Here is a 16,035-nt window from a genome sequence, read left to right as displayed (position 1 = left end):
GCTTCCTCGAACTCGGCCCCGACGCCGTCCTGACCGCCATGGCCGCCCAGAGCACCGAGGACCACCTGCTGGTGGCGGCCCTGCGCCGCGACCGCTCCGAGGCGCACACCGCCGTCACCGCCCTCGCCACCCTGCACACCCACGGCACCCCCGTCGACTGGCACGCCTTCTACCCGCACCCCAGCCCCCTCGCCGACCTCCCCACCTACCCCTTCCAACGGCAGAGTTACTGGCTGCGTTCCGAGTCCGGGCGCGATGTGACCGGCACGGGGCTGGAGGCGGTCGCGCACCCCTTCCTGGGGGCGGGGACCGCGCTGGCGGACGGGCAGGGCTGGGTGTTCACGGGGCGGGTGTCGTTGGACGCGTTCCCGTGGCTGGTCGACCACGTGGTGTCGGGTCAGGTGCTGCTGCCGGGTACCGCGTTCGCCGATCTGGCGTTGACGGCGGGTGCGCGGGTGGGCTGCGGCCAGGTGGAGGAGTTGGTGCTGGAGGCCCCGCTGGTGTTCGGCGCGGACGTTCCGGGCCGGGTCTCCTCGGCGCGGGCCGTGCAGGTGCGGGTGGGCGCGGCCGAGGAGGACGGCGGCCGGGAGGTCGCGGTGTACTCGCGGGCGGCCGACGCGCCGTCCTCGGACGAGTGGCTGCGGCACGCGAGCGGTCGGCTCGCGGCGGCCGGGGTCGACGGGTTCACGGACCTGGCGGTGTGGCCGCCGCAGGGCGCGCAGGAGCTGGACGTCTCCGAGGTGTACCCGGTGCTGGCCGCGTCGGGGCTCCGCTACGGCCCGGTGTTCCGGGGGCTGCGGGCGGCGTGGCGGCGCGGCGAGGAGCTGTTCGCGGAGGTGTCGCTGCCGGAGGGCGCGCGGGCGGAGGGGTTCGCCGTGCATCCGGCGCTGCTCGACTCGGCGCTGCACGCGGGTGCGCTGCGCGACGCCGAGGCGGCGGACGGGCCGCCGATGGTGCCGTTCTCGTGGGGCGGGATGGCCCTGCACGCCGGGGGCGCGGGTGCGCTGCGGGTGCGGGTGCGTCCGGCCGGGGGCGGTGCGGTGAGCGTGCACTGCGCGGACGGCACCGGGTCGCCGGTGTTCTCGGCGCAGTCGCTGTCGGTGCGCCCGGCACCGCAGCCGGTGCGGGAGTCCGCGGACGATTCGCTGCTGGTCCTGAACTGGGTCCCGGCCGGGGCGGCGCCGACCGGGCGCGCGGGCCGCGGCTGGGCGGTGGTCGGCGCGGACGCCGTGGGCCTGGCGGCGGCGCTGGAGCGGTCGGGCGCGGGCGCGGTGCACGCCGATCTGCCGTCCCTGCGGGCCGCGTTGGCGGCCGGGGCGCCGTCGCCGGAGCTGGTCGTGGTGCCGTGCCTGCCCGCCGCGGGCGACGGGTCGGGCATCGCGGGGGTGCACGCGGCGGTGCACCGGATGCTGGCCCTGGTGCAGGGCTGGCTGGACGAGGAGCTGCTGGACGGTTCGCGGCTGGTCGTGGTGACCAGGGGGGCGATGGCGACCGGGCCGGACGACCCGGCGGTCACCGACCTGGCGGCCGCGGCCGTCTGGGGCCTGGTCCGCACGGCCGAGGTGGAGAACCCGGGCCGGGCGATGCTCGTCGACCTGGCCGGTGGCGAGGACGCGCAGGCGCTGGCCGCCGCGTTCGCGCTGGACGAGCACCAGGTCGCGCTGCGCGGCGACCGGGTGCTGGTGCCCCGGCTGGCCCGGGCCGCGGACGACCCGACGGCGTGGCCGGCCCCGGCGGCCGGGCCGGAGCTGTCCTCCGGAACGGTGCTGCTGACCGGCGGCACCGGCGTGCTGGGCGGCCTGATCGCCCGTCACCTGGTCACCGGGCACGGCGTCGACAGCCTGCTGCTGGTCAGCCGGCGCGGCGCCGACGGGCCGGGTGCGGCCGAACTGGCCGAGGAGCTGGCCGAATTGGGGGCCCGGGTCGTCTTCGCGGCGGCCGACGCCGCCGATCCGGCCGCGCTGGCGGGGCTGCTGGCCGCGGTGCCCGCGGACCGGCCGCTGACCGGCGTGGTGCACTGCGCGGGCGTCCTGGACGACGGCGTGCTGGGGTCGCTGACCCCGGAGCGGATGGACACCGTGCTGCGTCCGAAGGCCGACGTGGCCTGGCACCTGCACGAGTTGACGAAGGACCTGGACCTGGCGGCGTTCGTGCTGTTCTCCTCGGCGGCCGGCACCTGGGGCGCGCCGGGGCAGGCCAACTACGCCTCGTCGAACTCCTTCCTGGACGCGCTGGCCACGCACCGGCGGGCCGCCGGCCTGGCCGGGCAGTCGCTGGCCTGGGGCATGTGGGCCGAGCGCGGGATGTCCGGCGAGCTGCCGCAGACCGACCTGATCCGGATGGCCCGGGCCGGGGTGCTGGGCCTGTCGACCGAGGACGGCCTCGCCCTGTTCGACACGGCACTGGAGCTGGGCACGCCGGTCCTGGTGCCGATCAGCCTGGACCGGGGGGCGCTGCGGGCGCAGGGCGAGGAGCTGCCCGCGATCCTGAACGACCTGGCCGGTCCGCCGTCCGGGGGCGGGGCGGCCCGTCCGGCGGCGGCCGCGTCCCACGACGGTCCGGCGGTGCTCGCGGCCCGGCTGGCGGGCCTGGACGCGGGCGGTGCGCAGCGCGTGTTCGAGGACCTGGTGCGCGGCCTGGCCGCGACCGTGCTCGGGCACCAGGGGGCGGCCGCGATCGGTCCGCGCCAGCCGTTCCAGGACATGGGCTTCGACTCGCTGACCACGGTGGAGCTGCGCAACCGGCTGGCCTCGGCCAGCGGCCTGCGGCTCCCGGCGACGGTGGTCTTCGACTACCCGAACCCGGTGGAGCTGGCCGCCCACCTGCGCGAGCGCTTCGGGCCCGCCCCGGACGCGGCCGGTCCGTCCGCCGCCGATCCGGACGAACTCGCGGCGCTGCGCCGGGCGTTCGGCTCCATCCCGGTGGAGCGGCTGCGCGCGGCCGGGGTGTACGAGGCGCTGCTCGGCCTGGTCGGGCCGGACGGCGCCCCGGCGCCCGCCGCCTCCCCCGCTGCTGCTGCCGCCGTCGCCGTCGCGTCCCCGGACGACGACGAGGACGAGGACGACCTCGACGACCTGGACACCCAGAGCCTGATCGACCTCGCGCTCAGCGACGGCACCTCCCGCTGACCGCCCCCCGATCGTCCCCCTTGAAGATTGCGAGGCCCGCACGTGACCGGCTCCACCGAACGTCTGGAAGAGGCGCTGCGGGCGTCCCTCAAGGAGGCCAAGCGGCTGCGGCGGCAGAACCAGCAGTTGGCCGCCGCCGCGGCCGAGCCGCTCGCGGTGGTCGGCGTCGGCTGCCGCTACCCGGGCGGGGTCGACGGCGCCGAGGCGCTGTGGGAGCTGGTGGACGGCGGCGTCGACGCGGTCGGCGAGTTCCCGGCCGACCGCGGCTGGGACGTCGAGGCGATCTACCACCCCGAGCCCGGGCAGCCGGGCCGGACGTACGCGAAGTCCGGCGGGTTCGTGGCGGACGCGGCGAGCTTCGACGCCGGGTTCTTCGGCATCTCCCCCCGGGAGGCGCTGGCGATGGACCCGCAGCAGCGGCTGTTCCTGCAGTGCTCCTGGGAGGCGCTGGAGGACGCGGGCATCGACCCGGTCGGCCTGCGCGGCAGCGCCACCGGCGTGTTCGCGGGGTGCAGCTTCTCCGACTACGGGGTGCGCGGCGCCGACGCGGGCGACGCGGGCGGCCACCTGCTGACCAGCACCGAGCTGAGCGTGGTCTCCGGCCGGGTCTCCTACGCGCTGGGCCTGGAGGGCCCGTCGCTGACGGTGGACACCGCCTGCTCGTCCTCGCTGGTGGGCCTGCACCTGGCCGGGCAGGCGCTGCGCCGCGGCGAGTGCGCCCTGGCCCTGGTCGGCGGGGTGACGGTGATGGCGACGCCGGAGGCGTTCGTCGAGTTCTCCCGGCAGCGCGGCCTGGCCGCGGACGGGCGCTGCAAGTCGTACGCGGCGTCGGCCGACGGGGTGGGCTGGGCCGAGGGCGCCGGGGTGCTGGTGGTGGAGCGGCTGTCGGACGCGGTCCGCAACGGGCGCCGGATCCTGGGCCTGGTGCGCGGCACGGCAGTGAACTCCGACGGCGCCTCCAGCGGCTTCACCGCGCCCAACGGGCCGTCCCAGCAGCGGGTGATCCGGGCGGCGCTGGCCGACGCCGGACTGTCCGCGGCGGACGTCGACGCGGTGGACGGCCACGGCACCGGCACCCGGCTCGGCGACCCGATCGAGGCGCAGGCCCTGCTGGCCACGTACGGGCAGGAGCGGCCGGAGGACGGGCGGCCGCTGTGGCTCGGGTCGGTGAAGTCGAACATGGGGCACGCCCAGGCCGCGGCGGGGGTCGCGGGCGTGGTCAAGATGCTGCTGGCGATGCGGCACGGGGTGCTGCCGCGCAGCCTGCACAGCGACGCGCCGTCCCCGCAGGTGGACTGGGCGGCGGGCCGGGTCGAGCTGCTGCGGGAGCCGGTGCCGTGGCCCGCCGGGGAGCGGGTGCGCCGGGCGGGGGTGTCCTCGTTCGGGATCAGCGGGACCAACGCGCACGTGGTGCTGGAGGAGTTCCGGGCCGAGCAGCCCGCGCGGGAGGTCACGCCCCCGGCCGGGCCGCTGCTGTGGCCGGTGTCGGCGCACAGCGCCGAGGCGCTGCCGGTGCAGGCCGCCCGGCTGCGCGCGGCGCTGCTGCGGCCCGGCGCGGCGGCCGAGCCGCTGGACGTCGGGTTCTCGCTGGCCACCGGCCGGGCCGCGCTGGAGCACCGCGCGGTGGTGCTGGGCGCGGACCGCGGCGCACTGCTGGACGGCCTGGCGGCGCTCGCCGAGGGACGCCCGTCCCCGGCGGTGCCGGTCGGCGTGGTGCGGCCCGGCGCGGCGACGGCGTTCCTGTTCACCGGGCAGGGCGCGCAGCGGGCCGGGATGGGCGCGGGGGCGGCGGCCTTCCCGGCGTTCGCGGCCGCCTTCGACGAGGTGTGCGCCGCCCTGGACCGGCACCTGGAGCGGCCGCTGCGCGAGGTGCTCGCGGCGGGCGGCGCGGAGCTGGACGCGACGGGCCTGGCCCAGCCCGCGCTGTTCGCCGTCGAGGTGGCGCTGTTCCGCCTCGCCGAGTCCTGGGGCCTGCGCCCGGACTTCGTCGCCGGGCACTCGATCGGCGAGCTGGCCGCGGCGCACGCGGCCGGCATCTGGTCGCTGGAGGACGCCTGCGCCCTGGTCGCGGCCCGCGGCCGCCTGATGCAGGCGCTGCCGTCCGGCGGCGCGATGGTCGCGATCGCCGCCGCGGAGGCGGACGTCCGCGCCGTGCTCGTCCCCGGCGCGGACATCGCCGCCGTCAACGGGCCGCGCGCCGTGGTCGTTTCGGGCGAGGCCGAGGCCGTCGCCAAGGTCGCGGCAGGCTTCGAACGCACCAAGGCGCTGACCGTCTCGCACGCCTTCCACTCGGCGCTGATGGAGCCGGTGCTCGCCGAGTTCCGGCAGGTCGCCCGCGGCCTGGAGTACCGGCCCGCCCGGATCCCGGTGGTGTCGACCCTGACCGGCGCCCTGGTCGGGCCCGGCGAGCTCCAGGACCCGGAGTACTGGGTGCGGCACGCCCGCGAGGCGGTGCGCTTCGCCGACGCCGTCGCCGCGCTGCGCGAACAGGGCGCGACCCGCTTCGTGGAGCTGGGCCCGGACGCCGTGCTGACCGCCCTGGTCGGCCAGTGCCTGGACGCCGACCCGGCGGCCGCCGAGGTGCTGGCCGTGCCGCTGCTGCGCCGGGGCCGCCCCGAGGAGGCCACCATCGCCGCGGCCCTCGCCGCCCTGCACGCCCACGGCGCGCCGCTCGACTGGGCCGCCTACTACGCGGGCAGCGGCGCCCGCCGGGCCGAACTGCCCACGTACGGGTTCGAGCGGCGCGCGTACTGGCTGGAACGGCCCGCGAAGGACGCCCGGGCGGCGGCCGGGGCGGGGCAGGGCGCGGCCGCCCACCCGCTGCTGGGGGCGGTGGTGGAGCTGCCCGGCACCGGCGGGGTCGTGCTGACCGGCCGGATCTCCCCGTCCTCCCCGCCCTGGCTGGCCGACCACGCCGTGCACGGCGCCGTCCTGCTGCCCGGCACCGGGTTCGTCGAGCTGGCCGTCCGGGCGGGCGACGAGGTCGGCTGCCCGCTGCTGGAGGAGCTCACCCTCGAGGCCCCGCTGCCGCTGGACGCCCCCGGCGGCACCGACCTGCGGGTGACCGTCGGCGGCCCGGACGGGTCCGGGCGCCGCGCCGTCACCGTGCACTCCCGCCCGGCGGCGGACGCGGACGCGCCCTGGACCGGGCACGCGACCGGCACCCTCGCCGCCGCCCCGGCCGACCCGGCGACCGCTCCCCCGCTGCCCGCCTGGCCCCCCGCCGGGGCCACCGCCCTCGACCTCTCCGACGCCTACCCAGCCCTCGCCGCCCGGGGCTACGGCTACGGCCCGGCCTTCCGCGCCCTCACCGCCGCCTGGAGCGACGGCGACGACCTGTACGCCGAGGTCGCCCTGCCCGACCCGGCCCGGGCGGAGGCCGACGCCTACGGCCTGCACCCCGCCCTGCTGGACGCCGTCCTGCACGCCGTGGCCCACACCGGGCCGCAGACCGACGGCGGCATGGTCCCGTTCTCCTGGACGGGCGTGCGCCTGCACGCGGCGGGCGCCGCCGCGCTGCGGGTGCGGGTCTCCTTCCGCGGCCCCGACGCGGCGTCCCTCACCGCCACCGACCCGGACGGCCGGGCCGTGCTGAGCGTCGCCGAACTCGCCTTCCGCGCCCTGCCCGCCCCCGCCGACCGGGCCACCGGCGCCGACCGGCTGTTCCGCCTCGACTGGGTGCCGCTGGCCGCCCCGGCAGGCGGCGCGCCCGCCGCCTGCACCGTGCTGGGCCCCGACCGGCTCGGGCTCGGCCCGGCGCTGACGGCGGCCGGGCACACCGTGTCGACCGGGCCCGGGGCCCGGGGGCCGCTGACCCTCGTGCCGTGCTGGGCGCCGCCGCAGGAGCAGGGCCCGGCCGCCGCCCGGGCCGCCGCGCAGCGGGTGCTCGCCCTCGTCCAGGAGTGGGCCGCCGAACCGGGCCCGGCCGGGCACCGGGTCGCCGTGGTGACCCGGGGCGCGGTCGCCGCCGCCCCCGGGGAGGGCGTCACGGACCTGGTGCACGCCCCGCTGTGGGGCCTGCTGCGCACCGTCCAGCAGGAGTACCCGGGCCGCTTCGTGCTGCTGGACCTGGAGGGCGGCCCCGCGGACGCCCCGCCCGCCCTGCCGCCCGGCCTGCTCGACGCGCTGCGCGGCGACGAGCCCGGCCTCGCGGTGCGCGGCGGCGCACTGCTGGTGCCGCGGCTGGTGCGGGCCCGGCCCGAACCGGCGCCGCGGCCCGGCCTGGACCCGTCCGGCACCGTCCTGGTCACCGGCGGCACCGGTGCGCTCGGGGCCGCACTGGCCCGGCACCTGGTCACCGGCCACGGCGTCCGGCACCTGCTGCTGACCGGCCGCCGCGGCCCGGACGCCCCCGGCGCGGCCGAACTGACCGCCGAACTGGCCGGGTTGGGCGCCGAGGCGACGGTCGCCGCCTGCGATGCGGCCGACCGGGAGGCGCTGCGGCGGCTGCTCGACGCCGTTCCCGCCGACCGGCCACTGACCGGCGTGGTGCACGCCGCGGGCGTGGTCGACGACGGCGTGATCGGCTCGCTCACCCCGGAGCGGCTGGCGGCCGTGCTGCGCCCGAAGGTCGACGCGGCCTGGCACCTGCACGAGCTGACCCGCGACCGCGACCTGGCCGCGTTCGTGCTGTTCTCCTCCGTCAGCGGCACCCTCGGCGCCGCCGGGCAGGGCAGTTACGCCGCGGCCAACGCCTTCCTGGACGCGCTGGCCGCCCACCGGGCCGCCGACGGCCTGGCCGCGCACAGCCTGGCCTGGGGGCTGTGGGCGGACGCGGCGGCGGGCGGCGGCATGGGCGCCGCGCTGCGCGAGGCCGACCGGGCCCGGCTGGCCCGGGGCGGCGTGCTGGAGCTGGCCGTCGACGAGGGCCTGGGCCTGTTCGACGCGGCGGTCCGCGGCGCCGAACCGGTCCTGGTGCCGGCCCGGCTCGACCTCCCGGCGTTCGCCGCCGAGGCGGCCCGCACCGGCGAGGTGCCGCCGCCGCTGCGCGCCCTGGTCCGCGGGCCGGTGCGCCCGCGGGCGGCGGCCGGGGCCGCGGCGGGTGGCGACGGCGCGGACGGGTCGGCCCCGGCGAGCGGCGGGTGGGCGCGGATCGGCGCCCTGGTCGGGGCCGAACGGCAGGACGCCCTGGTCGAGTTGGTGCGGGGCCTCACCGCGGCGGTGCTCGGGCACGACCGCCCCGGGGCCGTCGACCCGGAGAAGGGCTTCCTGGAGCTCGGCCTCGACTCGCTGACCGCGATCGAGCTGCGCAACCGGCTGGAGGCCGTCACCGGCAACCGGCTGCCCGCCACCGTGGTCTTCGACTACCCGGCGGTCTCCGCCCTGGCGGCCCGGCTCGGCGAGGACCTGCCCCGGGCGGGCTCCGCGCTGGCCGACCACCTGGCGGCCGTCCGGGCCCTGCTGGAGTCCGGGGCCCTCACCGGCCCGGAGCGCGCCGAGGCCACCGCCGCGCTGCGCGCCCTGGCCGCCGCGGCGGCCGGCACCGACGCGGGCGCGGGCGCCCCGTTCGACCCGGCGCCCGCCGAGGACCTGGACGCGGTCACCGCCGAGGAGTTGTTCGGCATCCTCGACGAGGAGCTGGAGGCCTCCTGACCGACCGCCGCGCCACGCGGTGCGCCCCCGGCCGGACCTTGGGTCCCGGCGGCCGGGGGCGCACGGACAGGGGAGGGTGCGGGGGTCAGACGGTGAGCGAGGCCGGCAGGTCGCTGCGGCCCCGGATGCCGAGCTTCTTGTAGATCCGGGTGAGGTGCTGCTCGACGGTGCTGACGGTGATGAACAGGGCGTTGCTGATCTGCCGGTTGGTCCAGCCGAGCACGGCCAGCCGGGCCACCCGCAGCTCGGCCTCGCTCAGCGCCGCCGAGTCGGTCTGCTCGCCCTCCGGCTCGGCCGTGACGTCGGAGATCAGCGCCGAGGCCTGCAGCCTGCGGCGGGTGTCGTCGAGGTCGACGTCGGGCGCCGCGGCGGGCTGCGGCTGCTGCGGGGCGGACAGGCCGAGCAGTTTCAGCGCCCGCGCCAGTTCGAGCCGGTCCCCGCCCGCGGTGAGGCACTCCACGGCCTGGCTGGCGGGCTCCTGGTGCCCGTCCCCCGCCCCGGCCCGGGCCAGCACGAGCAGCGCGGCGCCGCGCGAGCAGGCGTCCGACTCGGCGGAGAGTTCGAGCTGCTGCCGGGCCAGCCGCAGGGCCAGCGCGGTGTCGCCCATCTTCAGGTAGGCCTCGGCCAGGTCGCTGCGCCAGGGCACCAGCACCGGCAGGTCGAGGTCCCGGCGGATCATCATCCGGCGGCAGTCGTGGATGTCGGTGATCGCGGCCAACGGCCGTTCCGCGGCCAGGTGGTAGCGGGCCCGGGCCCGCAGGTAGCGCAGGCCGCAGACGGTGTTGAAGACGGAGTCCGGGACGGGGTGGCGCAGCGTCTCCTCGACCTTGTCGAAGTCCCCGGTCGCGGTGTGCGCGGTGAGCAGGGTGGTCAGCGGGTAGCCGACCGGCACCCCCCAGCTCTGCATCCGCAGCGAGGACTCGGCCAGCGCGACCGCGGTGGGGACGTCCCCGCGCCGCAGGCTGATCCCGGACCAGACGCCGTCGATCATCGCCTGCCAGGTGACCGCGCCGTGGGCGACCGCCCGGCTGCTCAGCACCGCGCACCACTGCTCGGCGAGTTCGGCCTTGCCGCCGTGGTCGAGGGCGGTGATCGCGGTGAGCAGCGCCTCGAAGGTGAGGTCGGAGAGCCGGCAGTTGCGCAGGATCTGCTTGGCGCTGGCGTTGGCCGGGCCACCGTACGACCAGATCCCGGACAGGGTGCGGGCGGTGCCGATCCACGGGTCGAGGTCGGCGGGGTCGGCGCGGTCGGCGTCGTCGCCGCGCTGCCCGCGGGGCGGCCCGAAGTACCACTGGTGGGCGAGCATCAGCACGGCCTCGGTCTGCGGGTCGAGCGCCTCGGGGCCGCTGCGCAGCGCCTCCAGGGCCTCCTTGAACCCGGCCTCGTCGCCGTTCCACAGCGCCATCCGGGCCAGCATCGCCTGCTCGATCCGGCCCGCGTCGGAGGGGACGGCCGACGCGGAGCCCGAACCGGTGCCGGTGGCGCCGTAGGAGGCGGACGGGGCGGCGGCGGACGGGGCGGTGCTGCCGCGGGCGCCCGCGGCGGCCGCCCGGGCGGCCCGCTCCGCGCGCTCCTCCGCGGCGGCCCGGCGCAGCGCCGCCAGGTAGGACTGGGTGATCAGCGGGTTGATCCGGAAGGTGCCGCTGGCGAGCCGGCTGAGCACCTCGCGGCGCTGCTCGTGCCCGGCGGCCAGGTCGAGGGCGAGTTTCAGGCAGCGGTGGGAGAAGTCGAGCTCGTCGCCGAGCACCGCGTGGTCGGCCGCCGCGCACAGCACCGGGAACGCCCAGTCGCCGGGCGCGTCGGCCGAGGCGACCAGGTGCCGGGCGATCTCGCCGACCGGTGCCGCCCGCCGGTACTTCAGCTCGGCGACCCGCACGTGCAGGTCGGAGAGCACCTCCGGGGCGAGGCAGCCGAGGGCGGCGGCCGCGGCCGCGGGGTGGCGGAAGGCGCCGTCGGCGAGCAGTCCGGCGCCGGTCAGGGTGTCGAGGACCTCGGCCGCGGAGTCGGCCTCCAGCCCGGCGAGTTCGGCGACGGCGTCCGGGGAGCCGTACCGGTCGAGCACCGCCAGGATTCCGGCGACCATCGGCAGCAGCGGGTCGCGCCGGTCGAGGAGGAGGGAGACGGCGTGCGCGTAGCTCGCGCCCGGCAGGGCGTCGGGGTCGTCCCCGTCGAGGTCGGTGCAGTCGTCGACGAGTGCCTCGACCAACAGCGGGTTGCCGCCGCTGAGTTCGCGGATCCGGGCGGGCAGGTCGACGCGGCGGCGGCCGGAGCCGGTCCCGACGGCGTACACCACGGCCTCGGTCGAACCGCCGTCCGGGCCGCCGTCCGGGCCGCTGTCACGGCTGCTCCCGGGACGGGTGCCCTGGGCGGGAACGAGATCACCGGGGCCGCGGTCGCCGAGGCCGCGGTCACCGGGGCCGTACGGGGCGCCGGAGCCGTACGGAGCGGCGGTCTGCACGGGCTTGAGCACGGGGGCCGCCGGGGCCGGGGCGCCGCCGAGGGCGGTGTGCACCCAGGCGCGGATGGAGGACTCGGCCAGCGGGGCGAGCCGGATGTGGTGCTGCGGGTGGAGGCCGGTGCCGACCCACTGGGTGCGGGAGCCGCCGGTCGGCCGGTCGGGACCGGTGAGGACCATCAGCAGCCTGGTCGACTTGATCCGCCGTTGGAGCTGCACCAGGATCTGCAGCGAGAGCCGGTCGGCGAAGTTCAGGTCGTCGACCAGGACGACCGTGTGCCGCTCCTCCGCCAGCTCCAGCAGGACCTGGCGCACGCCGCGGACCACCGAGGCGTGGTCGATCGCGCTGTGCAGTCCCTGCCAGTCCTCCAGCCGTCGGCCGGCCGGGCCGTGGAGCGCGGCCACCTGCTGCGCCGCCTCCGCCGACAGCCTGGAGGAGGCGAGTAACTGCTCGATCACGCCGAAGGTGTACTGCTCGTCGGCGGCCCCCGTGGCGTACAGCGTCAGAGCGCCCGACTGGGCGGCCGCGTGGCCGAATTCGTGCAATAACTGGGTCTTGCCGCTGGCGATGCCGCCGCTGACCAGAACGACCTGCCCGGGCCCGGCGGCGGTGCCGGGCAACAGGTCCTTGAGGAATTCCAGGCCCTGCTCGGGTTCGAAGGACCAGGCGGCCCGTCCGTTCGCGGGGCCTGGAACAAGGCGCAGCCCGCGCTCTCGCAGGAGTCTGGAATACTCGCCCGTATTGATCGAAAGCATGATCCTACTCATTGGGTTCAGAGAGTGTCTGCCAATGGATGGGTGGGAAACCCGGTGCCGTCCGGCGCCCCCGCGCCGGTTCCCCAGGAGCGTTCCGCCGCTCGCTCCGACCCTCGGCCGGCCCTGCGGGCCCGGCGTCGACGCGGTCCCCTGTGGTCGGGGGTCCCGGCGCCGACGCGGCCCGGGTAATCGGTGGCCCGGTCCCGCCGGGCGCAGCACCGGGGCCGGGCCCGCCCCGGTCCGCGCGGGGCGCGGGAGGTGACCGGTCGTCAGCCGGTTCCCCCAAGCCCGGGCAAAGTCCCCGTGGGGTCCGACGGGGCCGCCCCGGACCGTCCGGTCGGCGCCGGGACCCCCGGCCACACCCGCCCGCCCGTCCACGCCGCCACTGCCGCCGTCGCCGCCGTCGCCGCACGACAGCCCCACGGCAGGCCGAGGACGGTGCCGCTCCGCCCCCGGTGCTGGATCGCCTCTTCCCGTCACGCTCTCCCCCGAGATACCTGCACTTGCATCTGCACCCGCATGTGCACTTGCACTTGCACTGCCGCACCGCATCGGCAGCTTATCCGTCCCGTACGGGCGAAGTGGTGCAGAACACCCGATCGACCGACGAAGCGGCCCTCGCAGTCCAGCACCCGACTGCATCGAAGCCGCGTCAACGACGTGTCGGCGACGTATCGAAGGTGTGTCGGAGCTGTGCCCGGGACCGCGCCCGGAGCCGCGCCCGGCGGGCCCGCGCAAGGGGGCGCCGGCCCGGTCGGGCCGACGGGAACGGGGAGTTCAGTCCGTCCCGCCGGCCGACCGGGCCGGCGACGGTAGTGGGGAGGGGGCCGCGCACCGGCCCGGGCGCGCCGCCCGCGGAACGTTCCACCGGGGGGCCGCGCCGGAGGCCGTCGCCGCCGCTGCGATGCACCGTTCAGGCACTGCAAGTCCCCCACTGCAGCTAGGAGTTCAGGATGAGTGGTACTCGGCGAGGCCGACGGTGCCGTTCCGTGTTCTCACTTCGGTGGGACGACTGCGGGCAGAACAGGTGCGAGGTACGGGGTTTTGCTACCGGCCGGTCGGGCCGCCGCGCGCCGAGGGCTGCGCTGGATCCCGGTTTCCCGGCCACCCGCTCCGGCAACGGAGCAGTGCCGCAGGCAGGCCCAACGTACCACTCAAGGTCATCTCTCTTCCATGCCCGTGTCGACAAATTGCGGGCCGGAAATGGACATTCGAAGGACCGCGGCCGACTTCGGGAAAAGGACGCACACGCACCCGGCGATCCCCCTCCCGGCCGCCCCCGCCCCACCCGGCGGAATTGATCAACGGGATTCCCGTCGCGGTTTCACCCCCGCCTCTCCGACTCCCTTACCGCCCCTCCCGGTTCCGCCCGCGGAAAGCCGCTCAGCCCGCCGCGCGGTCGGCGAGCAGGGCCCGCACCCTCGGGACGACCTCCTCGCCGACCCGGTACGCCTCCTCCAGGTGCGGGTAGCCGGAGAGGACGAACTCCTCGACGCCCAGCGCCCGGTACTCGGCGAGCCGGGCCGCGACCTCGTCGTGCGAACCGACCAGGGCGGTGCCCGCGCCCTCCCGGACCAGGCCGATGCCCGCCCACAGGTTCGGGGCCACCAGCAGCTCGCGGGCCGCGGCGGTGCCGCCGCCGTGCAGGGCCGTCATCCGGGCCTGGCCGGTGGAGTCCATGGCCGCGAACCGGGCCTGGCTGGCCCGGACGGCCGCCGGGTCGATGCCCGCCAGGATCCGGTCCGCCTCGGCCCAGGCCTGCCCGGCGGTGTCCCGGCTGATCACGTGCAGCCGCAGCCCGTAGCGCAGGGTGCGGCCCTGCCCGGCGGCGATCGCGCGCAGCCGCTCGATCCGCTCGCCGATCGCCGCGGGCGGTTCGCCCCACAGCAGTTGGACGTCGGCGCGGCGGGCGGCGACCTGTTCGGCGGCGGGCGAGGCGCCGCCGAAGTACAGCGGGACGGGGTGCTCGACCGCCGGGTCGACCAGCTGGGCGTCCGTCAGGTGCAGGTGCGCGCCGCGGTGGTCGACCCGCCTGCCCTCCAGCAGGTCGCGCAGCACGGCCATCACCTCGTCGGTGCGGGCGTAGCGCTCGTCGTGCGCCAAGTGGTCGCCGTAGGCCCGCTGTTCGGCCGGGTCGCCGCCGGTGACCACGTTCAGCCGCAGCCGTCCCCCGGCGAACCGCCGGAAGGCGTCGGCCTGCTGGGCGAGCAGGGTCGGGCTGGCGAACCCGGCCCGGAAGGCGACCAGGAAGCCGATCCGGCTGGTGTGCTGGGTCAGCGCGGAGGCGAGGATCCACGGGTCCGCGCAGCCGAGGCCGACCGGCGCGAGCAGCGCGCCGAACCCGGCCTGCTCGGCGGCCCGGGCCACCTGCGCCAGGTAGCCGACGTCGGCGGGCCTGCGGGTCGCGGCGCCGGTGCGGCCCTGCACGGCGGTGACGCCGCCCGGGTCGCGGCCGTCGCCGCCGGTGGGCAGGAACCAGTGGAACACGGGGGCGCGGTCGGACACGGGGGCTCCTCTTCTCCGGACGGGGAGGCCGGGGCGGGACGGGGAACGGGACGCCCGCCCGGGCGGTCGTACGGCCGGTGCGGGACGGGCCCGGCGGCGCGGACGTACCGGCGGCACCGCCTGCGGACGTACCGGCGGGCGGACGCGGGGCGCGGTGCCCGTACGGGCGGGGGGAGGGGGCGGCGGCGCTCAGCCGCGGCGACAGGCCGCGGAGCACACCCTGAGCAGGTCGATGTGACCCCGGGTGGTGAGCAGGACGCGCTGCGGCATGCGCCGGAAGCTACCACGTCCCGGCCGGTCGGGGCCGGGGGCGGTCCGCATCGTGGGCGCCGCGTCCACCGGCCGTCGGATTCGCCGACCCGGTCACCGTCACGCACATTTCGACGCAGGTCCGGTGACGTACGGTCAGATCCTCGGCGAACTGCGTCCGACCGAGACGGACATTTCGTTCAACCACTTGACCGCGACCGGTACATCGCTATCGTCTCCCTCAAGTATCCGGTCTAGACCTATGGCCGTCTCCCGACCTGTCGCACCGGTCGTACGGAGGAGTACCGCTCGTGTCCGCCCCACCGCGCCACGGCGGCCTCCGACGTGCCCGGACGGCCCGGGCGGACCTGAACCCCCACATCAGGAAGGCACCCCACATGCAGACCAAGAGGAAGGTGACCACCGTCGTCGGCGCGCTGGTCGCCCCGCTGCTCGGCCTGACCATGACCGCGGGCACCGCCAGTGCCCACGGCTGGGTCACCAACCCGGCGAGCCGCCAGGACCAGTGCGCCAACAACGTGGTCAGCTGCGGCCAGATCAAGTACGAGCCGCAGAGCGTCGAGGGCCCCAAGGGCCTGACCAGCTGCTCCGGCGGCCACGCCGAGTACGCCGAGCTCGACAACGACAACCTGGGCTGGAAGGTCACCAACGTGTCCTCCGTCCAGACCTTCACCTGGCACTTCACCGCCCGGCACTCCACCTCGAACTGGCAGTACTACATCGGCAGCAAGCTGATCGCCACGTTCCCGGGCAACAACGCCCAGCCGCCGGCCGACCTGAGCCAGACCGTGAACTTCGGCAGCTTCACCGGCCGCCAGAAGGTCCTCGCGGTGTGGAACGTCTCGGACACCGCGAACGCGTTCTACTCCTGCATCGACGTCAACATCGGCGGCACCGGCGGGACCACGGGCGGCACGACCGGCGGGACCACGGGTGGCACCACGGGCGGGACGACCGGCGGCACCACCGGCGGCACGACCGGCGGCACCACGGGCGGCACGACCGGCGGCACCACCGGCGGCACGACCGGCGGGACCACCGGCGGCACCGGCAGCTGCACCGCCGCCGCCTGGAACTCGACCGCCGCCTACAGCGGCGGCACCACCGTCTCCTACGGCGGCCACAACTGGCGCGCCAAGTGGTGGACCCAGGGCGAGCAGCCCGGCACCACCGGCCAGTGGGGCGTCTGGGACGACCTCGGCGCCTGCTGACGCGCCCCTGACCCACCCCTGAACCACCCGCGAGCCGACCGACCGGCCGACGGCCCCCTGTGGGGGAGGGCCGCCCGACCCGGCCGACCGACCCGCACCCGGCCCCCGACCACCGCCC

At 77.2% G+C, this 16,035-nt stretch carries 5 protein-coding genes; 3 read left to right on the top strand and 2 right to left on the bottom strand.

Annotation, left to right across the window (positions count from 1 at the left end):
• Both ACFY00_RS34560 and ACFY00_RS34555 read left to right on the top strand, forming a co-directional pair.
• On the top strand, positions 1 to 3,128 hold a 3,128-nt coding region (locus tag ACFY00_RS34560), incomplete at its 5' end, for a type I polyketide synthase (protein ID WP_388037268.1).
• Positions 3,129 to 3,170: 42 nt separating this feature from the next.
• Complete coding sequence (locus tag ACFY00_RS34555) at positions 3,171 to 8,720, top strand: type I polyketide synthase (RefSeq protein WP_388037265.1); 5,550 nt, start codon at positions 3,171 to 3,173, stop codon at positions 8,718 to 8,720.
• An 85-nt stretch (positions 8,721 to 8,805) separates the two neighbouring features.
• On the opposite strand, the gene ACFY00_RS34550 is transcribed toward ACFY00_RS34555, so the two are convergent.
• Positions 8,806 to 11,931, bottom strand: a complete 3,126-nt coding sequence (locus ACFY00_RS34550) for an AAA family ATPase (protein ID WP_388037263.1) — start codon at positions 11,929 to 11,931, stop codon at positions 8,806 to 8,808.
• 1,383 nt (positions 11,932 to 13,314) lie between these two features.
• Positions 13,315 to 14,436, bottom strand: coding sequence for an LLM class flavin-dependent oxidoreductase (locus tag ACFY00_RS34545; RefSeq protein WP_388037261.1), 1,122 nt, complete (start codon positions 14,434 to 14,436; stop codon positions 13,315 to 13,317).
• Positions 14,437 to 15,083: 647 nt separating this feature from the next.
• Between ACFY00_RS34545 and ACFY00_RS34540 the strand changes: the two genes are divergently transcribed.
• Positions 15,084 to 15,917, top strand: a complete 834-nt coding sequence (locus ACFY00_RS34540) for a lytic polysaccharide monooxygenase (RefSeq protein WP_388037258.1) — start codon at positions 15,084 to 15,086, stop codon at positions 15,915 to 15,917.
• Positions 15,918 to 16,035: the final 118 nt, after the last annotated feature.

The organism is Kitasatospora sp. NPDC001540 (genome assembly GCF_042894345.1).
GTDB lineage: Bacteria > Actinomycetota > Actinomycetes > Streptomycetales > Streptomycetaceae > Kitasatospora > Kitasatospora phosalacinea_C.
This window is presented reverse-complemented; position numbering and strand designations above follow the sequence as displayed.